A 20,111-nucleotide genomic window follows, 5' to 3' on the forward strand; every position below is an offset into this window, starting at 1 on the left:
CCGTCGGGGCAGGGGGCTGGTCAGGAGTGCTGCTCCCCCGTCGAGCCCGGTTCGCCGGTGGTGCCGGGCGCCCCGGACGCACCACCGGAGGAGAAGGTGGCCGTGCGGTCGGCCACGGGGATCAGGTCGCCCGCGGGCTCGCTGTAGGCCACCCGGCGGATCCGGTCGCCCTCGAAGAACAGCGAGGTGAGCGAGGTCAGCGTGCACTGCCGCTTGCGGGGGTCGTGCAGGAAGGAGCGGCCCTCCACGTGCAGCCGGGTGATCCAGATGGGCAGCTGGTGGCTCACGATCACGGCCTCGTGGCCGGCGGCTGCCTCGCGCGCGTCGTGCACCGCGGCCATCATCCGGCCCACGACCTCCTTGTACGGCTCGCCCCACGAGGGCTTGAAGGGGTTCCACAGGTGACGCCAGTGCTTGGGGTTCTTCAGCGCCGAGCGACCCGCGCCGAACTCCTCGCCCTCGAAGACGTTGCTGCTCTCGATGACGCGGCGGTCAGTGACGACCTCGAGCGCGCGCGCCTGCGCCAGCGGCGCGGCGGTCTGCTGCGCACGCTCCAGCGGCGAGACCCGCAGGTGGACGACGTCGCGCCCGGCCAGCGTGCCGGCGGTCTTCTCGGCCATCTGCCGGCCCAGCGCCGAGAGGTGGAAGCCGGGCAGGCGGCCGTAGAGGACGCCGTCGGGGTTGTGCACCTCGCCGTGGCGCATCAGGTGGACGACGGTCTGGCTGCGCTCCGCGCCGGTCGAGCTCATCGGGCACCCCCCTGCGCCGCAGCGGCGGCCTGGGAGGCGGCCGGCAGCGCGTCGAGCACGGTCTGCACCGCGCGGTCGTCGTGCGCGGCCGAGACGAACCACGCCTCGTAGGCCGAGGGCGGCAGGTAGACGCCGGCGTCGAGCATGGCGTGGAAGTAGGCGGCGTAGGCGGTGGAGTCGGTGCGCGAGGCGTCCTCGAAGTTGCGCACGGGGCCGTGGGCGGGGTCGGTGAAGAACACCGAGAACATGGTTCCGGCCGACTGCACCACGTGCGGCACCCCCGCACGGGTGAGTGCCTCGGCAGCGGCGGTCTTGAGCGTCTCGGCGACGCCGCCGATGTGGTCGTAGACCTCGTCGGTGGCCAGTCGCAGCGTGGTGAGCCCCGCGGTGGTGGCGATCGGGTTACCCGAGAGGGTGCCGGCCTGGTAGACGGGCCCCTGCGGCGAGAGGTGGCCCATCACCTCGGCGCGGCCGCCGAAGGCCGCGGCCGGGAAGCCGCCGCCCATCACCTTGCCGAAGGTCATCAGGTCGGGCACCCAGCCCTCCTGGGCGCCGTCGATGCCCCAGTAGCCGCGGCTGCTGGCGCGGAAGCCCGTCATCACCTCGTCGGTGACGAACAGCGCGCCGTGGGTGCGGCAGGTCTCGGCCAGGAAGCCGTTGAAGCCGGGGTCGGGCGGGACGACGCCCATGTTGCCGGCGGCGGCCTCGGTGATCAGGCAGGCGATGCGGTCGCCGTGCTCGGCGAAGACCTGCTCGACGGCGGCGCGGTCGTTGTAGGGCAGCACCAGCGTCAGCGCCGTCGAGGAGGCCGGCACGCCGGGGGTGCCCGGCACCGCGAAGGTGGCCAGGCCCGAGCCGGCCGAGGCCAGCAGCGAGTCGACGTGACCGTGGTAGCAGCCGGCGAACTTGACCACGACGTCGCGCCCGGTGAACCCGCGCGCCAGCCGGATAGCCGACATCGTGGCCTCGGTGCCGGAGGAGACGAAGCGGACCTGCTCGACCGGGGTGCGGCCCACGATCTCCTCGGCCAGCAGCACCTCGGGTTCGGTGGGGGTGCCGTAGGAGGTGCCACGGCCGACGGCGGCCTGCACCGCGGCGGTCACCTCGGGGTGCGCGTGGCCCAGCAGCATCGGGCCCCAGGAGCAGATCAGGTCGACGTAGTCGTGGCCGTCGGCGTCGGTCAGCCAGGCCCCCTGCGCCGAGCGGATGAACCGCGGCGTGCCGCCCACGGCGTTGAACGCGCGGACCGGCGAGTTGACGCCGCCGGGGGTTACCACCGAGGCCCTCTCGAACAGGGCGCGCGAGGTGCTGACGGCGGAGTCGCTCACCCCTCCATTGTGCCCGCCGAGGGGCTACCGGCCGACTCGCGGTGCGCCACGCCGCAGCCACCCGTGTGGTTCACTTCACAGTTCGGGTGCCCGCACCACACCCGTCGCGTAACCTCGTCGTCATCGTTCGCGTTGGTCCGTCGTCGACATCCCCCAGGCGCTGGGCGTGTCCCCGGGGTACCGGACGGCCGCGGAGCGATTCGACGAACCGTCCACACCACCCGTGACACCACCGCTCCCCGGAGCGGCGAGGAGAACCCGATGACGACGACGCCGAGGGCCCCGCGCAGCGGACGCCTGCAGAAGGCCGCCGCCCTGGTCCCCCTGGCCGTGCTCTCGACGGCCTGGACCGTCAGCGTCGCCGGCGTCGGGGTCACCGCCGTCGTCAGCGCCGACGCGCCCACGCCCAGCCAGGAGCAGCTGCCCGAGGGCGCCACCGTGCCCGAGCAGGCCATCGAGGCGCCCGCCTCGGTCTCCTCCGGCGACGACGTCGCCCCCGGCGCGCCCGGCAACGCCCAGCAGATCGTCGACACCGCCTCCACCAACGAGATCCCCGCCGCCGCGCTCGCCGCCTACCAGCGCGCCGAGACCGTCATCAACGCCGCCGACACCTCCTGCAACCTCACCTGGCAGCTCGCGGCCGCCATCGGCCGCGTGGAGTCCAACCACGGCCGCTTCGGCGGCAACGTGCTCGACGAGGACGGCGTCGCCCGCCCCGGCATCTACGGCATCCCGCTCGACGGCAGCAACAACACCGCCGTCATCCGCGACACCGACGCCGGCCAGTACGACGACGACCAGGTCTACGACCGCGCGGTCGGCCCCATGCAGTTCATCCCCGGCACCTGGTCGGCCATCGGCGTCGACGCCGACGGCGACGGCGAGCGCAACCCCCAGGACATCGACGACGCCGCCCTCGGCACCGCCGTCTACCTCTGCTCGGGCGACGACGACCTCTCCACCACCGCCGGCCAGCGCTCCGCGGTGTACCGCTACAACCGCTCGCAGAGCTACGTGGACCTCGTGCTCTCGGTGATGAACGCCTACCTCGACGGCGACTTCATGTCCGTGCCCACCAACACCAGCGCCGCCGGCAGCGTGATCACCCCGCTGCCCAGCGGCTCCGGCGGTGGCGGCACCGGCACCGGCCCCCGCGGCGGTGGCGGCGGTGGAGGCGGCGGCCAGGAGCCCGTGGCCCAGCCCGGCGGCGAGGCCCCCCAGGCCGAGCCCACCGAGGACCCCGTGCCCCAGCAGCCCGACGGGGGCGGCGACAGCGGCGGCGACGAGGGCGGCGGGAACAACGGCGGTGGCGGCGGTGGCGGCAACAACGGCCCCGTGCCCCCGATCAAGGTGCCCGACCTCCCCGACACCAACATCCCGCCCGTCGACAACGTGCTCACCCTCACCCAGGCGACGCTGCAGTGCACCCTCGACGGCCTCAACCAGCTGCTCAACCCGCAGGCCTTCCAGCAGTGCGTGAACGACTACATGAACCCGTGACGGGCTGACGTCCCTTCCGCTGCTTGAGCCGGGCGAGCGCCAGCGAGCCCGTGTCGAAACCCAGCTCGACAAGCGCCCTCCACGACCCCCGTGGTCACCGGAGGGCAACGGGTGCGCGGGTTTTCGACACGCTCGTCGCTAGCGCTCCTCACGGCTCAACCAGCAACGCGCGCCACCGCTGATTGAGCCAGGCGAGCGCCAGCCAGCCTCCACCGCTGGTTGAGCCGGGCGAGCGCCAGCGAGCCCGTGTCGAAACCCAGCTCGACAAGCGCCCTCCCACGACCCCCGTGGTCACCAGAGGGCACTCGGGTGCGCGGGTTTCGACACGCTCGTCGCTAGCGCTCCTCACGGCTCAACCAGCAAAGCGCGCCACCGCTGATTGAGCCAGGCGAGCGCCAGCCAGCCTCCACCGCTGGTTGAGCCGGGCGAGCGCCAGCGAGCCCGTGTCGAAACCCGGCGAGACAAGCGCCCTCCCACGACCCCCGTGGTCACCAGAGGGCACTCGGGTGCGCGGGTTTCGACACGCTCGTCGCTAGCGCTCCTCACGGCTCAACCAGCAAAGCGCGCCACCGCTGGTTGAGCCGGGCGAGCGCCAGCCAGCCTCCACCGCTGGTTGAGCCGGGCGAGCGCCAGCGAGCCCGTGTCGAAACCCGGCGAGACAAGCGCCCTCCCACGACCCCCGTGGTCACCAGAGGGCAGTCGGGTGCGCGGGTTTCGACACGCTCGTCGCTAGCGCTCCTCACGGCTCAACCAGCAAAGCGCGCCACCGCTGGTTGAGCCGGGCGAGCGCCAGCCAGCCTCCACCGCTGGTTGAGCCGGGCGAGCGCCAGCGAGCCCGTGTCGAAACCCGGCGAGACAGGCGCCCTCCCACGACCCCCGTGGTCACCGGAGGGCACTCGGGTGCGCGGGTTTCGACACGCTCGTCGCTAGCGCTCCTCACGGCTCAACCAGCAACGCGCGCCACCGCTGGTTGAGCCGGGCGAGCGCCAGCGAGCCCGTGTCGAAACCCGGCGAGACAAGCGCCCTCCCACGACCCCCGTGGTCACCAGAGGGCAGTCGGGTGCGCGGGTTTCGACACGCTCGTCGCTGGCGCTCCTCACGGCTCAACCAGCGACGGACCGATCAGCGGGCGAGGAGCCTCGCGGCCTCGGCGGCCCAGTAGGTGAGGACGACGTCGGCGCCGGCGCGGCGGATCGAGAGGAGGGTCTCGAGGATCGCCGCCTCGCGGTCGATCCAGCCGTGGGCGGCGGCGGCCTCGACCATCGCGTACTCGCCGGAGATGTTGTAGGCGGCCACGGGGACGTCGACGGCGTCACGCACCTGGCGCAGCACGTCGAGGTAGGCCAGGGCGGGCTTGACCATCACCAGGTCGGCGCCCTGCTCGACGTCGAGCAGCGCCTCGCGCACGCCCTCGCGGGCGTTGGCGGGGTCCTGCTGGTAGGTGCGGCGGTCGCCCTGCAGGGAGGAGTCGACGGCCTCGCGGAAGGGGCCGTAGAAGGCGGAGGCGTACTTGGCGGAGTAGGCCAGGATCGCGACGTCGGTGCGGCCCGCGGCGTCGAGTGCGGCGCGGATCACGCCGACCTGGCCGTCCATCATGCCGCTGGGGCCGAGCACGTGGGCGCCGGCCTGCGCCTGCGCCAGCGCCATCTCGGCGTAGACGGCGAGCGTGGCGTCGTTGTCGACCCGGCCCTCGGCGTCGAGCACGCCGCAGTGGCCGTGGTCGGTGAACTCGTCGAGGCACAGGTCGGCCATCACGGTGAGCTCGTCGCCCACCTCGGCGCGCACGTCGGCGAGCGCGAGGTTGAGGATGCCGCCCGGCGCGACGGCGCCGGAGCCCACCGCGTCCTTGTGCTCGGGCACGCCGAACAGCATGATCCCGCCGAGCCCGAGCGAGGCGGCCTCGGCGGCCGCGGCCCGCAGCGACTCGCGCGTGTGCTGGACGACGCCCGGCATCGAGCTGATCGGCACCGGCTCGCTGGCGCCCTCGCGCACGAACACGGGCAGCACCAGCTGCCGCGCCTCGAGCGAGGTCTCGGCCATTGTGCGCCGCAGGGCGGCGGTGCTCCGCAGGCGTCGCGGACGCACCACCGGCCCCTCAGTCACAGCACGCCACCCAGCACGAGCTCAGCCGTTGGCGCGACGACGGCCGGCGGGCTTGCGCTCCGACGGCTTGGTGACCGGCTCGCCCGCCTCCAGCATCGAGGCGCGACGCGAGGCGCCGAAGTCGGCCAGCGCGTCCACGAGCACGTCGACGTCGGGCTTGGGCGAGAGCACGTCGACCCGCAGGCCGTGCTCCTCGGCGGTCTTCGCGGTGGCCGGACCGATCACCGCGATGACGGTGGAGGGGTGCGGCTTGCCGGCGATGCCCACGAGGTTGCGCACGGTGCTGGAGGAGGTGAACACCACGGCGTCGAAGCGACCGGTCTTGATCGCGTCGCGCACCGGCGCCGGCGGCGGCGCGGCCCGCACGGTGCGGTAGGCCGTCACGTCGTCGCACTCCCAGCCCAGGTCGATCAGGCCGGCCACCAGGTTCTCGGTGGCGATGTCGGCGCGGGGCAGGAAGACCCGGTTGATGGGGTCGAGCACCTCGTCGTACTCGGGCCAGTCCTCCAGCAGCCCGGCGGCCGACTGCTCGCCCGAGGGCACCAGGTCGGCGCGCAGGCCCCAGGCGGAGATGGCGGCGGCGGTCTTGTCGCCCACGGCGGCGATCTTCAGGCCCGAGAACGCACGCGCGTCGAGGCCGTACTCCTCGAACTTCTCGCGCACGGCGCGCACCGCGTTGACCGAGGTGAAGGCGATCCACTCGTAGCGGCCCTCCACCAGGCCGCGCACGGCCTTGTCCATCTGCAGCGGGTTGCGGGGCGGCTCCACCGAGATGGTGGGCACCTCCTCGGGCACCGCGCCGAAGCCGCGCAGGCGCGTGGAGAGCGAGGCGGCCTGGTCCTTGGTGCGGGGCACCAGCACGCGCCAGCCGAACAGCGGCTTGGTCTCGAACCACGAGAGCGTCTCGCGCAGGTCGACGACCTTGCCGATGACGACGACGGCCGGCGGCGACATGCGGGCGGCGCGGGCGTCGGCGGCCACGTGCTCGAGCGTGGAGGTGACCGTGGCCTGCTCGGTGGTGGTGCCCACGCGGGTCATCGCCACCGGGGTGCGGGGGTCGCGACCGGCCTCGATCAGCGCGGCGCTGATCTCGCCGATCTGGCCCACGGCCGAGAGCAGCACCAGGGTGCGGTCGTCGGCGTAGCGGCTCCAGTCGACCCGCTCGCCGCAGGTGATCACGGAGAGCTCGCGCTGGTCCTTGGTGGTGAGCGGCACGCCGGCGTAGGCGGGCACCGAGGCCACCGAGCTGACGCCGGGCACGACCTCGAAGCCGATGCCGGCCTTGGCCACGGCCTGCGCCTCCTCGGGCCCGGAGGCGTAGAGGAAGGGGTCGCCGGCCATCAGGCGCACCACGCGCAGGCCGCGCTTGGCGTGCTTGACGACGACCTTGGCGCGGGCGGCGTGGGTGAGCGGCTGGCCGTCGGTGCCGAAGCCGCCGTCGACGATCTCGGGGCGCTCCTCGGTGGCCTCGTCGGCCGCCTCGCCCTCGACGGGCGCCTCGAGGGGCTCGGGCATGCCGAGCAGGGTGCGCACGAGCGCCGCGTGCTCGGGCACCTCGGTGATGACGACGTCGGCCTGCTCGAGCAGGGCGACGGCGCGCACGGTGAGCAGCTCGGGGTCACCCGGGCCGCTGCCCACGAAGGAGACCCAGGCCCTGGCTACCCTCTCGGCGGCGCGCTCGGCCGCGGTGGGCTTGGTGGACGTGGCTGGCGTCGTCATGGGTTCGGCACCTCTGCTGCTCGTCGTGCTCGTGCTGGGATCGGTCGTGCTGGTGGTTCTCTGCCGGCTCTCGACCCGGCCGGTGCTGCCCGGGTCGGAGCGTGCGGTCGTGTCGTCGTTGCCGCCGCGGTCCCTCATCGCGGGCCTCCCGCGGTCGCGGCCGACTCGAGGTCGGCGGCGCCGTCCTCGAGCATCAGGCGGGCCAGGCGGTCGCCCAGGCCGGCGGCGTCGGTGGTGGGGCCGGCGGCGGACTGGCGGATCGAGAGGCTGCCGTCGGTGGAGAGCACCACGGCGCGCAGCCACAGCTCCTCGCCGTCCTCGCCCTCGACGACCTCGGCGAGGGCGCCGATCGGGGCCGAGCAGCCGCCCTCGAGCGTGGCGAGCACGGCGCGCTCGGCCTCGACGCAGGCGCGGGTGGCGGCGTCGTCGAGCGCGGCGAGCTGGGTGACCAGCTCGGTGGCGGCGCTGGAGCACTCGACGGCGAGCGCGCCCTGCCCGGGGGCGGGCAGCATCTGCAGGGGGTCGAGCACCTCGGTGGCCTCCTCCGTGCGTCCGAGCCGGGCCAGGCCCGCCCGGGCGAGCACGACGGCGTCGTGCGTGCCGGCACGGACCGTGGCGATGCGGGTGTCGACGTTGCCACGGACCGGCACGACCTCCAAACCGAGGCCGAGGGCGTGCAGCTGCGCCTGGCGCCGCGGCGACCCGGTGGCCACCCGGCTGCCCACGGGCAGCTCGCCCAGGGTCAGGCCGTCGCGGGCCACGACGACGTCGCGGGAGTCCTCGCGCACCGGCACGGCGGCGAGCGCGATGCCGGGCTCGGGCGCGGTGGGCAGGTCCTTGAGGGAGTGGACGGCGAGGTCGACGCGGCCGTCGAGGATCGCGTGGCGCAGCGCGCTGACGAAGACCCCCGTGGTGCCCGCGGCGGCCGCCTCGGAGATGGGGGTGCCGGAGGCCTGCGAGCGGTCGCCCTCGGTGCTGATGGTGACCAGCTCGACCTCGCGGCCGAGCTTCTCGCGCACCATCGCGGCCACGTGCTCGGACTGGGTGGTGGCCAGCGCGGAGGCCCGGGTGCCCAGGCGCAGCGGGGCGCTCACGGCGCTCACGGGAGGTCCTCGGTCATCCGGTCGACGCGGGTGACGGCGTCGACGGCCTCGGGGTCGAGCGCGAACAGCTCGGCCAGCGCGGCGGCGTAGGAGACGGCGCCCTCGTCGTCGGCCAGCTCCTTGACGCGCACGGTGGGCTCGTGGAGGAGCTTGTCGGCCACGCGCCGCACGGTGTGCAGCACCTCGGCGCGGGCCGAGGAGTCCAGCTGCGGCAGGCGGGTGTCGAGGCGCGCCATCTCGGCGTCGACGACGGAGGTGGCCATCGAGCGCAGGGCCACCACGGTCGGCGTCACCTTGGCCTGGCGGCGGGCGGCCAGGAACGCCGTCACCTCCTGGGCGACGATGCGCCGCACCTCGGTGACCTCCTGGCCCACCTCGGAGTCGGCCAGCACCTCGGCCAGCTCGGCGAGCCCGACCAGCGTGACGCCGGGCAGCTCGGCCACCTCGGGCTCGATGTCGCGGGGCAGGGCGACGTCGATGAGGGCGAGCGGCCGGTCACCGCTGGTGGTGCGGGCGCGCTCGACCATCTCGCGGGTGACCAGCGAGCCGCTGGCACCGGCGCAGGTGATCACCAGGTCGGCCTCGCCGATCTCGGCCTCGAGCATGGCCATGGAGCCCACCCGGGTGCCGTACTCGGCGGCCAGGCGGGCTGCCCGCTCGGGGCTGCGGTTGAGGACGACGACGTCGGTGGCGCCCAGGCGCGTGACGCTGGCGGTGGCCAGGCCGGCCATGGCACCCGCGCCGACGACGACCACGCGCTTGCCGGCCACGGCGCCGACGGCCTCGTCGGAGCGCTCGAGAGCAGCGCTCACCAACGAGGGGGCGACCCGGTCGATGCCGGTCTCGGCGCGCGAGCGCTTGCCCACGCGCAACGCCTGCTGGAACAGCACGTTCAAGGCGGGGCCCACGGTTCCGGACTCCTGGCCCAGGCGCAGCGCCTCGCGGGTCTGCCCCAGGATCTGGCCCTCGCCGACCGCCATGGAGTCGAGCCCGGCTGCCACCTGGAACAGGTGGCTGACGGCGCTCTCGTCGTAGTGCACGTACAGGTGGGGCAGCAGCTCCTCGGTGGCCAGACCCGCCTGCTCGACCAGCAGGCCGGAGAGGTCCTCGACGCTGCCGTGGAAGCGGTCGACCTCGGTGTAGATCTCCAGCCGGTTGCAGGTGGCGATCACGGTGGCCTCGGTGACGTGGTCGCACGCGGCGGCGCCGGTGACCAGCTTGCCGACGCCGGCGGCGTCGAGCGCGACGCGCTCCAGCAGCGACACGGGGGCGGAGTTGTGGGAGATGCCTACGACGAGAACGCTCATGCTGTGCCCCTGACGTCGGTGGGGAGTGCGGGCTCGGCCTGCGACTTGCGCTGCTCGTGGTAGGCCAGGATCTGCAGCTCGATGGAGAGGTCGACCTTGCGCACGTCGACGCCCTCGGGCACCGCGAGCACGGTCGGTGCGAAGTTGAGGATGCTGGTGATGCCGCAGGCGACCATCCGGTCGGCCACGTCCTGGGCGGCCACCGCCGGCGTCGCGACGACGCCGATGGCCACCGCCTGCTCGCGCACGATCTGCTCGAGGTCGTCGAAGGCCCGCACGGGCACCCCCGCCACGACCTCGTCGGTGCGGCGCGGGTCGGCGTCGAGCAGGGCGACGACGCGGAACCCGCGGCTGCGGAAGCCGGAGTAGTTGGCCAGCGCGTGGCCCAGGTTGCCGATGCCGACGATGACGACCGGCCAGTCCTGGGTGACGCCGATCTCGCGGGCGATCTGGTAGCGCAGGTAGTCGACGTCGTAGCCGACCCCGCGGGTGCCGTAGCTGCCGAGGTAGGAGAGGTCCTTGCGGAGCTTGGCGCTGTTGACCCCGGCCACCGCGGCCAGGTGCTCGCTGGAGCACGTGCGCGTGCCGTCGTCGGCCAGCGCCGTCAGAGCCCGGAGGTAGACGGGCAGGCGGGCGACGGTGGCCTCGGGGATGTCCCGGGCACTCTCGCTCGAGCTGCGTGGGGTCACGGATCTTCTCTCCAGCCGGCCCACGGTGGGAGCCCGGCGCCGTTCACTGTAGGAGTTTGTGAACGCGGGAACAAACCGACGGGATGCCCGGCTACCACATGTGAGAAGTCACACCGTCAGGGACCCCCTCGGCGGCCGCTCCGAGCCGGTGGCGGCCCGCTGCCCGGGCGGGTCGTCGGCGGCGTCAGCCCTGCAGGGCCGCGCGGAACCGCTGCTCGTCGACGCGCCAGTAGTCGTGCTGGCGCCCGTCCACGAGGGTCACCGGGACCTCCTCGCCGTAGCGCTCGCGCAGCTCCGGATCGGTGTCGACGTCGACCTCGACGAACCGCTCCCCCAGCTCGGCGCACACCCGCGCCACGACCGCCTGCGCCTCCTCGCACAGGTGGCAGCCCGCACGCGTGTAGAAGGTGACCCGGGGCTCCCCCACGGCACCGTCCGCACCGCCCGGCGACCCGCTCACTCCAGCAGCCCCAGCGCTCGACGCCGCTCCAGCCCGCGCAACCGGCCCTTCTGCACCTTGCCGGTGACCGTCAGCGGCAGGGTCTCGACGACCTCGACCCGGGTGGGCTGCTTGAAGCGCGCCAGGCGGCCGGCGCAGTGCTCGCGCACCGCCTGCTCGACCTCGGCGGCGTCGCGACCCGGCGCCACCACGTAGGCGACGACGGCCTCGCCGGTCTCCTCGTCGGGCGCACCGACCACGGCCACCTCGGTGACGCCGGGCACCTCGCCCACGACGTCCTCGACCTCGACCGGGTAGACGTTGAAGCCCGAGACGATCACCAGCTCCTTGACCCGGTCGACCAGCACCAGGTCGCCGGCGTCGTCGAGGATGCCGACGTCGCCCGTGGCCCACCAGCCGTCGTCACCCGGCCCGTCGGCGGCGTCGGGCCAGTAGCCGCTGAACAGGTTGGCGCCGCGCATCCAGATCTGGCCCGGGTCCTCGCCCTCGACCGGCCGGCCGGCGTCGTCGCGAAGCTCGAGCTCGATGCCCTCCAGCGCCGCGCCGACCGACCCCGGGGCGGGCGCGGCCGAGCAGAGCGTGCTGGTGACGACGGGGGACGCCTCGGTGAGGCCGTAGCCCTGGTGCACCGGCACCCCGGTGCGCTCCTGGAAGGTCTCGAGGGCCTCGGCGGTGAGCGGGGCGGAGCCGGAGAGCACCAGCCGCACCGGGCCGAGCCGCTCCCCCAGGCCCTCGACCGAGCGCCAGGCGGCGAACACCGGTGGGGCCACCGGCACCACGCTGCAGGCCTCGTCGTCGATCAGGTCGAGCGTGCCCTGGGGGTCGAACCGCTCGGCCAGCACCAGCTTGGCGCGGTGGCGCAGCACCCCGCCGAGCACGGCGTTGAGGCCGTAGACGTGGAAGAGGGGCAGCACGCCGAGCACGACGTCGTCGCCGTGCATCATCGGCGGTCGCACCGCCGCCACCTGCTCCACGTTGGCCAGCAGCGCGCGGTGGCTGAGCATCGCGGCACGCGGCCGGCCGGAGGTGCCGCTGGTGTAGAGCAGCACCGCGAGCTTCTCGGGGTCCGGCAGCGGCGGCACCGGGCGCGCGCGGTCGGCGCGCAGCTGGTCGTAGGAGCGCTCGCCGGGGCGCAGCGTGGTGCCCACCGCGACGACGCGGGCCTGCCCGGCGCGGGCCAGCAGCTCGGGGTCGACGACGTCGGCGTCCGGCCCCGGGGAGTCGCCGGCCAGCGCGGCCGCGATCAGGTCGACGGCCTCGCGGACGGCGGCCACGGAGTGCTCGTCGGTCACGACCATCCGCGAGCCGGAGTCGGCCAGCATCCGAGCCAGCTCGCCGGGGGCGGAGCCGGGGTTCACGGGCACCGCCACGGCCTGCGCGCGCAGCACGCCCAGGTAGGTGGTGACGAACTCCAGCCGGTTGCCCAGCACGATCATCACCCGGTGGCCGGCCACGATGCCGGCGGCACCGAGCCCGGTGGCCACCCGGCCGACCTCCTCGTCGAGCGTGCCCCAGGTGAGGCTGCGACCCGCGGCCTCGACCACGGCCAGCTTGCCGGGCTGCTCCTGCGCCGCGGCGCCCACGAGCGCGGCGACGTCTCGGACGGCGTGCTCCTGCGCAGGCATGCGCGGCATCCTACGACGCGACGGCCGGCCCCCTCCCGGAAGCGACGGGGCGGGCACCTCTCACCGACTGGTGTGCCGCACTAGGGTGACGGCATGGCACCGCCGGAGCGACGCACGCCGCTGGACCTGCGGCAGCGCTCGACGCTCGCAGGCGAGGCCGCGGCCGCCGCGGCCGAGGTCGAGACCGCGCTCGAGGCCCCCGCCGACCCCGGCGCCGCCGCCTTCTTCGACGTCGACAACACCGTCATGCAGGGCGCCAGCATCTTCCACCTGGCCAAGGGCCTGCACCGGCGCGACTTCTTCACCACGCGCGACATCCTCGGAGCGGTCTGGATGCAGGCCTACTTCCGTGTCGTCGGCGTCGAGGACCCCGCCCACATCGCCGAGACCCGCGCCTCGGCGCTCTCCTTCATCGCCGGGCACACCGTCACCGAGCTGCAGGCGCTCAGTGCGGAGATCTTCGACGAGGCGATGGCGCACCGGATCTGGCCCGGCACCCGCGCGCTGGCCCAGCTGCACCTCGACCAGGGGCAGCGGGTCTGGCTGGTGACCGCCGCGCCCGTCGAGATCGCCCAGATCATCGCGCGCCGCTTGGGGCTGACCGGCGCCATGGGCACCGTGGCCGAGCACGTGGACGGCGTCTACACCGGCCGGCTCGTGGGCGACATGCTGCACGGCCCGGCCAAGGCGGAGGCGATCAAGGCGCTCGCGGTGCGCGAGGGGCTCGACCTGGGCCGGTGCAGCGCCTACTCCGACTCCGTCAACGACCTGCCGATGCTGAGCCTGGTGGGGCACCCCTGCGCCATCAACCCCGACGCCAAGCTGCGCGCGCACGCCCGCTCGGCGGGCTGGCAGGTGCGCGACTACCGCACCGGGCGCAAGGCCGCCCGCGCCGGGCTGGTGATGGCCGCGATGGCCGGCGGGCTCAGCGGCGCCGCCGCGGCCGCCGTCGCCGTCCGCGGTCGTCGCACCACCGTCTGACGCCGCCCCCGGCTCGCGGGTGGGTTCTTCCCGTGCGCGATCGATTTGGGTGAACACGTGACCCGGGGCACGTCCGGGCCGTACCATCGAGCGTGCTGGGGGGCACTGATCGGGGAGGGATACGTCGGCATGCCGTCACAGCGGAGGAGCAGCGCGCACGGGCTGGAGGCCCTGCGCGCACTGGTGCTCGCTGCCCTGACGCCGCCCACCCCGCTCCCGGCCGGCGCCACGACGCAGGTCCACCGCACCGCTGCCCGCCGCGACGAGCGGCTGCTCAGCGAGTCGGCGGTCGACGGCGTCGCACGCGCCGACGCCACCGGTGCCTCCGGCCCAACGGGCTACGGCGACGCCGCCCTGGCCGCCTCCTCCGAGGAGGACGAGGCCGACCGCACCCGGCTGATCGCGCTGGTCGAGCTGGCCCGCGGCGGCGACGCGGAGGCCTTCGGGCAGCTCTACGACCACTACCACGGCTCGGTCTACCGCTTCCTCTACTACCGCACCCGCTCGCAGACGCTGGCCGAGGACCTCACCTCGGAGACCTTCTTCCGCGCGCTGCGGAGCATGACCAACTTCCGCTGGCAGGGCAAGGACTTCGGCGCCTGGCTGATGACCATCGCCCGCAACCTGGCCACCGACCACTTCAAGGCCGGCCGCACGCGCCTGGAGATGACCACCGAGGACATGGCGCAGCACGACGACGCCACGGAGGGCACCGAGTCCACGGTGATGGCCACGCTCACCCACGAGATGCTCATCGAGGCGCTCGCCGAGCTGCCCACCGAGCAGCGCGACTGCCTCGTGATGCGCTTCCTGCAGGGCATGAGCATCGCCGAGACCGCCGCCGTCCTGGGGCGCAGCGACGGCGCCGTCAAGCAGCTGCAGCTGCGCGGGGTGCGCAACCTGGCCAAGCTGATGCCCGAGGGGATCCGCGAATGACCGGACTGCGTCCTGCCAGGACCACTACGACCACAACGCCGAGCTGCGTAACCTCGCCGCCGCGGGCGTCGTTGCACCCACTGACGGGCCGCAGCAGCGGCCGCACCAGCCACACCAGCGCAGGACGGGAACGATGACAGCCGGTTTCGGGAGGCGCCGCAGCGCCGAGGAGTTCCACCGGTCGGTGGAGCGCGCCCGTGCGGGCGACCTCGCCTCCTCCGCACCCGGGGTCGACGCCGAGCTGCTCGAGCTGGTCGCCCAGCTGCGCGCCGTCGAGCCCGCGGCACCGCGGCCCGACTTCTCCGCCGACCTGCGCTCGCGACTGATGACCGAGGCCGCCACCGTGCTCACGCCCACGGCCGCCCGCCTCTCCCTCGCGCCCAAGACCGCGCCCACCGGCCCCGCGCGGCCGGCCCGCCGCGAGCGGCGCCTGGCCGTGCTGGTGGGCGGGTTCGCCGTCGCCAGTGCTGCCACCTCCATGGCGGTGGCCTCCCAGGGCGCCCTGCCCGGCGACACGCTCTACCCGCTCAAGCGGGTGCTGGAGGAGACCTCCACCACGATCCGCGTCGACGACTCCTCGCGCGCCAGCAACCTGCTCGACCACGCCGACGTGCGCCTGGCCGAGGTGGAGGAGCTGGCCGGTGCGGGCCGGGCCGAGGACACCGAGGTGGTCGCCGAGACCCTCGCGCTCTTCGCCGAGCAGGCCACCACCGCCTCCGACCTGGCCATCGACAGCTACGAGAGCGACGGCGACGAGGCCTCCGTGGCCCGGCTGCGCGACTTCACCGCCAGCAGCATGGAGCGCCTGCGCGGTCTCGAGGACGTCGTCCCCGAGTCCGCCCGCGGCGCCCTGCTCACCGCGGCCAGCGTGCTGACCGGCATCGACGAGCGCGCGGCCGTGCTGTGCCCCGGCTGCGGTCCGGGCCTCACCGAGGTGCCCGCCGTCGCCGCGGCACCCATCGACGACGTCCTCGGCCAGCTCGGCGAGGCCATCGACCCCGTGCCGTCCGCCGCTCCCCGTCCCGAGCCCGCCCCCGAGCGGGACCGGCCCCGCCGTCCGCAGCAGCCCGAGGCCGCTCCTCCCGTCCCCGCACCCACCCAGACCGCGCAGGTGCCGGTCGAGGTCGACCCGCCCAAGGCGCCGTCCGAGCCCGAGGTGCGCAACCCGATCAAGGACCTCACCGACGGCCTGCGCGGCGGGCGGGGCGACTCCTCGCCCACCGGCGGCATCGGCAGGGTGCTCGAGGAGACCACCGACGGCGTCGGCAACCTGCTCGGCGGGCTGCTCGGCCCCGGCCAGTAGCACCGCCCGCCCTACCTGCTCCTCCGCAACCGGCGTCGCACCGGCACCCTCCCCCGATCGCGCGCGACGCCCGGGGCGGTTGTCAGCGGAAGACGGACTGGCGCTGCATCAGCAGCGTGTAGAGCGTCTGCTGGATCGTCTCGCGCACCTGGTCGGTGACGTCGAAGACGAGCATCGGGTCGTCGGCCGCGCCCTCCTCGTACTCGTCGGTGCGGATCGGCTCGCCGAACTCGAGCATCCACTTCGACGGCAGCGGCACCAGCCCGAGCGGGCCGAGCAGCGGGAAGAACGGCGTGATCGGGATGTAGGGCAGGCCGAGCAGCCGCGCCAGGGAGGGGATGTTGCCGACGAGGGGGTAGATCTCCTCGGCACCGACGACGGCGAGCGGCACGATCGGCACGCCGGTGCGCAGGGCGGCGGCCACGAAGCCGCCGCGGCCGAAGCGTTGCAGCTTGTAGCGCTCGGAGTAGGACTTGCCGATGCCCTTGAAACCCTCGGGCCACACGCCGACCAGCTCGCCACCGCGCAGCATCCGCTCGGCGTCCTCGTTGCAGGCCAGGGTGGCGCCGCCCTTGCGGGCCAGGCTGCTGACCACCGGCATCGAGAACACCAGGTCGGCGCCGAGCGGGCGCAGGAACCGGCCGGTGTGGTCGTGCACCGAGACCATCGTCATCAGGCCGTCGACCGGGATCGTGCCGGAGTGGTTGGAGACCACGAGCGCGCCGCCGTCGGCGGGGATGTTCTCCAGCCCGCGCACCTCGATGCGGAACCACTTCTGCGCGATCGGGCGCAGGGCCGCCATCAGGAAGCGCTGGGTGAGCTCGGCGTCGAAGCCGTACTCGTCGATCACGTACTCGCCGGTGAGCCGGCGCCGCAGGAAGGCCAGGAAGGCCGCCAGGCGCGGCTCCCACTGGTCGCCGAAGAGCTCCTTGGACGCCGACTGGAACGAGGCGAGCCAGTCGGAGACCGGGATGCCGGCCAGCGGGTGGCGCTCGCGGGTGCTGGCGGGCTCGCGCTCGGCGGCGGCAGCGTCGGTCGACGCGGACTGGGTGGCGGACTGGGTGGCCTCGGCGGCGGGCACGGCAGGCTCGACGACCTGATCGGGGGCTGCCTCGGTGGCTGGCTCGGTGGCGGCCGCGGGGGCCTGCTCGTCGTCGACCGACTGCGTGGCTGCCTCGTGGGAGGGTGCCGGGCGGTTGCCCTTCGGGGCGAGGTTGCGCGCGGCCGAGGACGGCTTGTTGCCGGCGCCACGGCCGGGGCGGCCCCGGGTGCCGATGGGGATGATCTCGGCGTCAGCCACGGCCGGCCTCCTGGTCGGGGACGGCGACGAGCCCGGGGGGCCGTGCGCCGGCGTCGGGGTCGTGCGCACCGTCGGCGGGGGTGTCGACCTGACCGCCACGGGCGCTGGGGAGCTGCTCGGCGAGCGCGCCCACGGCGCGCTCGAGCCGGCCGCCGGTGGGCGTGAGACGCGAGGCGAAGTCGGCGAAGGCCTGCTCGGTGGTGAACGCCGGCTCGAAGCCCAGCTCGGTCCGCATCCGCGTGGTGTCGACGCCGCGGCCGTAGGTGAGGAAGGCCAGCTGCTCGGGCGAGAAGTCGGCGACGCGGGCCGAGCGCAGCAGCGAGCCGAGGTTGCCGACGGCGAAGCCGGGCAGCGGCACCGTGGGCCGGCGCATGCGGCGCACCGCCTGGCTCAGCATCAGCAGGCCGTCACCGGCCACGTTGAAGGTGCCCTGGCGCGGGTGGGCGACGGCGTGGTCGAGCACGGAGAACAGGTCGGTCTCGTGCAGCAGCTGCAGACGCGCGTCGAAGCCGGCGACGACCGGCAGCACCGGCAGCCGGAAGTAGGAGGTGAGCGGGCTGACCACGTGCGGGCCGATCACGTTGGCGCAGCGCAGCATCGTGACCGTCACGTCGGGGCGACGCCGCGCGAAGCCGCGGACGTAGCCCTCGATCTCGGCGACGTCCTTGGCGTAGCCGCTGCGCGGCGCGCGCCGAGGCTCCATGTCCTCGGTGAACATCGCCGGGTCGCGGCTGGAGGCGCCGTAGACCGTGGTGGTCGACTTGACCACCAGGTGCTGCACGCTGGGTGCCTTCTGGCACGCCGCGAGCAGCTGCATCGTCCCGATGACGTTGAGCTCCTTCATCGTGCCCCGCCCGCCGGCACTGCCGGGGGTGGCGATGACGCTCATGTGGACGACGACCTCGACGTCCTCCTTGGCGATGATCTTGGCGATCACCGGGTTGCGGATGTCGGCCCGCACGAAGGAGGCGTCCCCGAGGTCGCCGCCGCGCGGCGGCACGACGTCGACGCCGATCACCCGGCGGATGCCGGGCTCGGCAGCGAGCTGGCGCGCGAAACGCCGACCGAGGTCGCGCGAGACCCCGGTGACCAGGACGACCTTGCCGGTCCCGGTGCGGCTCATCGGCTGCTCATCGGCGCGTCTGCTCGTGCCTCGACCCGAGAGCCGTGACTTACTTGCCGAGCTTGCGACGCTGCACGCGCGTCTTCTTCAGCAGCTTGCGGTGCTTCTTCTTGGCCATGCGCTTGCGCCGCTTCTTGATGACAGAACCCACGGGGTTACCTCGCCGAACTTCATAGACAGGTCGAATGGGTGCCACGGAGGCTCCGGGCACCACGACAGCCTATCCGTCGCCCCAGTCGCCCACGAATCCGAGGCCGTGACGCTCGCCACGCTCCTCGGGTCCGCGCGCCCGGGCCGGCTCAGCCGGCGTCGAAGTAGCTGCGCTGGAGGTAGACGTCGACGTCCTTCTCGCGCACGCGGAAGGAGCGGCCCACGCGCAGGGCCGGCAGGTCGCCGTTGTGCACCAGCCGGTACACGGTCATCTTGGAGACGCGCATCATCGCGGCCACCTCGGCGATGGTGAGGAACGTGGCCTCGGAGAGGTCAGGGCGCTCGGAATCGGGGGAGGGCATGGGTCACACCATCTCTTTCTGCACACGCGACCGGTCAGACGCCGGTGCCACACACGAGCGCGTCTGGTGAGGATAGAGCCTCGTGTGACTCGTGGGGAAGAGATCGACCTAAGAAACTTATGAGACTCGGCGTGTCGGCTTGACTGGTCTGGCCTGGTCGCTGCTGGAGCCGTCAGAGAATCGGGTCGAGACCCAGCAGCGGGAAGCTCGCGTGCCGCGTGGCCTGCACCGCCCGGTCGAGCCAGACGTCGGGGTCGTAGCCCTCCTCGAAGGGCCGGTAGGCGGCGTCGCGACCGTCGGTCATCGACGTCGGCGCCTCGTGGTCGAGCAGCTCGCGCACGTGGGCGCGCCACCGCTCGGGCGTCGTCGTCGCGGGGTCCAGGGGCCGGCCGGCCACCGCCGCCATCAGGTGGCTCCACGCGCGCGGCACCACCGAGACCAGCGAGTAGCCGCCGCCACCGAGCGCCACCCAGCGGCCGCCGGCCGCCTCGTGGGCCAGCTCGTGCAGCGCGAGGTAGGCCGCGCGCTGGCCGTCGACGCTGAGCATCAGGTGGGCCAGCGGGTCGTCGGCGTGGGAGTCGCAGCCGTGCTGGGTCACCAGCACCTGCGGCTCGAAGGCGCGCACCAGGTCGGGCACGACGGCGTGGAAGGCGCGCAGCCACCCGGCGTCGGCCGTGCCCGGCGGCAGCGCCACGTTGACGGCGCTCCCCTCGGCCGCGGGGCCGCCGGTGTCCTCGGGGAAGCCGGTGCCGGGGAAGAGGAACTGCCCGGTCTCGTGCAGCGAGATCGTGAGCACCCGCGGGTCGTCGTAGAAGATCTTCTCCACGCCGTCGCCGTGGTGCACGTCGACGTCGACGTAGGCCACCTTGGTGGCGCCCTGGTCGAGCAGCCACTGGATGCCGACCGCCACGTCGTTGTAGATGCAGAAGCCGCTCGAGCGGTCGGCCATCGCGTGGTGCAGCCCGCCGGAGACGTTGACGGCGTGCTGCGACTCCCCGCTCCACACCAGGCGCATCGCCTCCTGGGTGGCGCCGACGACGTGCCGCGCGGCCTCGTGCATGCCCAGGAAGACGGGGTTGTCCTCGGTGCCCAGCCCGAAGGCCTCCTCGCCCTCGCCGGGCCGGTGACCCATCCGGGTCACCGCCTCGATCAGCGCGGCGTCGTGCACCGTGGCCACCAGCTCCTCGCTGGCCATCGGCGCCTCGACGACGCGCAGGCCGCCGTCGCGCTCGCCGACGAGGCCGAGCTCGGTGGCCAGCCGGATGGTCAGGTCGACCCGCAGCGGCGACATCGGGTGGCCGGGGCCGAAGTCGTAGGCGGTGAGGGTGGGGTCGAACACCAGGGTGCCCGGACCGCACGGGGCGGACGGCATG

General features: G+C 73.9%; 18 protein-coding genes. 4 read left to right on the forward strand and 14 right to left on the reverse strand.

Annotated elements, in window-relative coordinates:
* Positions 1-20: 20 nt before the first annotated feature.
* Positions 21-749, reverse strand: a complete 729-nt coding sequence (locus ABD948_RS10995) for a histidine phosphatase family protein (protein ID WP_345265665.1) — start codon at positions 747-749, stop codon at positions 21-23.
* Positions 746-2,077 (reverse strand): glutamate-1-semialdehyde 2,1-aminomutase, encoded by a 1,332-nt coding sequence (gene hemL / locus ABD948_RS11000; RefSeq protein WP_345265667.1) that lies wholly within the window; start codon positions 2,075-2,077, stop codon positions 746-748. The genes ABD948_RS10995 and hemL overlap by 4 nt, the downstream gene beginning before the upstream one ends.
* A gap of 261 nt (positions 2,078-2,338) precedes the next feature.
* On the opposite strand from hemL, the gene ABD948_RS11005 reads away from it, so the two are divergent.
* Positions 2,339-3,577, forward strand: a complete 1,239-nt coding sequence (locus tag ABD948_RS11005; RefSeq protein ID WP_345265669.1) for a lytic transglycosylase domain-containing protein — start codon at positions 2,339-2,341, stop codon at positions 3,575-3,577.
* 1,122 nt (positions 3,578-4,699) lie between these two features.
* On the opposite strand, the gene hemB is transcribed toward ABD948_RS11005, so the two are convergent.
* The 7 genes from hemB to ABD948_RS11040 all read right to left on the reverse strand — a co-directional run bounded on the left by hemB (position 4,700) and on the right by ABD948_RS11040 (position 12,583).
* On the reverse strand, positions 4,700-5,662 hold the full coding sequence (gene hemB, locus ABD948_RS11010; RefSeq protein ID WP_345265671.1) for a porphobilinogen synthase: 963 nt from the start codon (positions 5,660-5,662) through the stop codon (positions 4,700-4,702).
* 39 nt (positions 5,663-5,701) lie between these two features.
* Complete coding sequence (locus ABD948_RS11015; protein WP_345265673.1) at positions 5,702-7,399, reverse strand: bifunctional uroporphyrinogen-III C-methyltransferase/uroporphyrinogen-III synthase; 1,698 nt, start codon at positions 7,397-7,399, stop codon at positions 5,702-5,704.
* 134 nt (positions 7,400-7,533) lie between these two features.
* Entirely contained in the window at positions 7,534-8,421 is an 888-nt protein-coding gene (gene hemC, locus ABD948_RS11020) for a hydroxymethylbilane synthase (protein WP_425576592.1), read from the reverse strand.
* A gap of 77 nt (positions 8,422-8,498) precedes the next feature.
* A complete protein-coding gene (locus ABD948_RS11025) occupies positions 8,499-9,809 on the reverse strand; it encodes a glutamyl-tRNA reductase (RefSeq protein ID WP_345265675.1) in 1,311 nt (436 codons plus the stop codon).
* On the reverse strand, positions 9,806-10,498 hold the full coding sequence (locus ABD948_RS11030; RefSeq protein WP_345265677.1) for a redox-sensing transcriptional repressor Rex: 693 nt from the start codon (positions 10,496-10,498) through the stop codon (positions 9,806-9,808). The genes ABD948_RS11025 and ABD948_RS11030 overlap by 4 nt, the downstream gene beginning before the upstream one ends.
* A gap of 184 nt (positions 10,499-10,682) precedes the next feature.
* A complete protein-coding gene (locus tag ABD948_RS11035) occupies positions 10,683-10,958 on the reverse strand; it encodes a glutaredoxin family protein (RefSeq protein ID WP_345265679.1) in 276 nt (91 codons plus the stop codon).
* Positions 10,955-12,583, reverse strand: coding sequence for a class I adenylate-forming enzyme family protein (locus ABD948_RS11040; protein ID WP_345265681.1), 1,629 nt, complete (start codon positions 12,581-12,583; stop codon positions 10,955-10,957). Before ABD948_RS11040 ends, ABD948_RS11035 begins: the two co-directional genes overlap by 4 nt.
* A 93-nt stretch (positions 12,584-12,676) precedes the next feature.
* On the opposite strand from ABD948_RS11040, the gene ABD948_RS11045 reads away from it, so the two are divergent.
* The 3 genes from ABD948_RS11045 (at position 12,677) to ABD948_RS11055 (ending at position 15,803) form a co-directional block, all read left to right on the forward strand.
* Complete coding sequence (locus tag ABD948_RS11045; protein WP_345265683.1) at positions 12,677-13,564, forward strand: HAD family hydrolase; 888 nt, start codon at positions 12,677-12,679, stop codon at positions 13,562-13,564.
* Between the two features lie 129 nt (positions 13,565-13,693).
* Complete coding sequence (locus ABD948_RS11050; protein WP_345265685.1) at positions 13,694-14,500, forward strand: sigma-70 family RNA polymerase sigma factor; 807 nt, start codon at positions 13,694-13,696, stop codon at positions 14,498-14,500.
* Positions 14,501-14,633: 133 nt separating this feature from the next.
* Complete coding sequence (locus ABD948_RS11055; RefSeq protein WP_345265687.1) at positions 14,634-15,803, forward strand: DUF5667 domain-containing protein; 1,170 nt, start codon at positions 14,634-14,636, stop codon at positions 15,801-15,803.
* An 82-nt stretch (positions 15,804-15,885) separates the two neighbouring features.
* Here the strand turns inward: ABD948_RS11055 and ABD948_RS11060 are convergent, their stop codons facing one another.
* From ABD948_RS11060 to ABD948_RS11080, 5 genes are all read right to left on the reverse strand, one after another.
* Positions 15,886-17,103 (reverse strand): lysophospholipid acyltransferase family protein, encoded by a 1,218-nt coding sequence (locus ABD948_RS11060; protein WP_345265689.1) that lies wholly within the window; start codon positions 17,101-17,103, stop codon positions 15,886-15,888.
* Positions 17,096-18,226 (reverse strand): NAD-dependent epimerase/dehydratase family protein, encoded by a 1,131-nt coding sequence (locus ABD948_RS11065; RefSeq protein ID WP_345265691.1) that lies wholly within the window; start codon positions 18,224-18,226, stop codon positions 17,096-17,098. Before ABD948_RS11065 ends, ABD948_RS11060 begins: the two co-directional genes overlap by 8 nt.
* 49 nt (positions 18,227-18,275) lie before the next feature.
* Positions 18,276-18,377: a 30S ribosomal protein bS22 gene (locus ABD948_RS11070; RefSeq protein ID WP_008356322.1), complete on the reverse strand. Its 102-nt coding sequence runs from the start codon at positions 18,375-18,377 to the stop codon at positions 18,276-18,278.
* Positions 18,378-18,525: 148 nt separating this feature from the next.
* Positions 18,526-18,738, reverse strand: coding sequence for a helix-turn-helix domain-containing protein (locus tag ABD948_RS11075; protein ID WP_345265693.1), 213 nt, complete (start codon positions 18,736-18,738; stop codon positions 18,526-18,528).
* A gap of 172 nt (positions 18,739-18,910) precedes the next feature.
* Positions 18,911-20,110 (reverse strand): acetoin utilization protein AcuC, encoded by a 1,200-nt coding sequence (locus ABD948_RS11080; RefSeq protein WP_345265695.1) that lies wholly within the window; start codon positions 20,108-20,110, stop codon positions 18,911-18,913.
* Between the last annotated feature and the right edge of the window lies 1 nt (position 20,111).

Origin of the sequence: Nocardioides nanhaiensis (assembly GCF_039542785.1) — a bacterium.
Lineage (GTDB): Bacteria > Actinomycetota > Actinomycetes > Propionibacteriales > Nocardioidaceae > Nocardioides > Nocardioides nanhaiensis.

Excerpts from the sequence above, each read along its gene's own strand:
- ABD948_RS11050 (WP_345265685.1), top strand. The coding sequence starts at position 13,694 with ATGCCGTCACAGCGGAGGAGCAGCGCGCACGGGCTGGAGGCCCTGCGC.
- hemC (WP_425576592.1), bottom strand. The coding sequence starts at position 8,421 with ATGGTGCGCGAGAAGCTCGGCCGCGAGGTCGAGCTGGTCACCATCAGC.
- ABD948_RS11055 (WP_345265687.1), top strand. The coding sequence starts at position 14,634 with ATGACAGCCGGTTTCGGGAGGCGCCGCAGCGCCGAGGAGTTCCACCGG.
- ABD948_RS11080 (WP_345265695.1), bottom strand. The coding sequence starts at position 20,110 with ATGCCGTCCGCCCCGTGCGGTCCGGGCACCCTGGTGTTCGACCCCACC.
- ABD948_RS11040 (WP_345265681.1), bottom strand. The coding sequence starts at position 12,583 with ATGCCTGCGCAGGAGCACGCCGTCCGAGACGTCGCCGCGCTCGTGGGC.
- ABD948_RS11005 (WP_345265669.1), top strand. The coding sequence starts at position 2,339 with ATGACGACGACGCCGAGGGCCCCGCGCAGCGGACGCCTGCAGAAGGCC.
- ABD948_RS11025 (WP_345265675.1), bottom strand. The coding sequence starts at position 9,809 with ATGAGCGTTCTCGTCGTAGGCATCTCCCACAACTCCGCCCCCGTGTCG.
- ABD948_RS10995 (WP_345265665.1), bottom strand. The coding sequence starts at position 749 with ATGAGCTCGACCGGCGCGGAGCGCAGCCAGACCGTCGTCCACCTGATG.
- ABD948_RS11015 (WP_345265673.1), bottom strand. The coding sequence starts at position 7,399 with ATGACGACGCCAGCCACGTCCACCAAGCCCACCGCGGCCGAGCGCGCC.
- ABD948_RS11045 (WP_345265683.1), top strand. The coding sequence starts at position 12,677 with ATGGCACCGCCGGAGCGACGCACGCCGCTGGACCTGCGGCAGCGCTCG.
- ABD948_RS11065 (WP_345265691.1), bottom strand. The coding sequence starts at position 18,226 with ATGAGCCGCACCGGGACCGGCAAGGTCGTCCTGGTCACCGGGGTCTCG.
- ABD948_RS11075 (WP_345265693.1), bottom strand. The coding sequence starts at position 18,738 with ATGCCCTCCCCCGATTCCGAGCGCCCTGACCTCTCCGAGGCCACGTTC.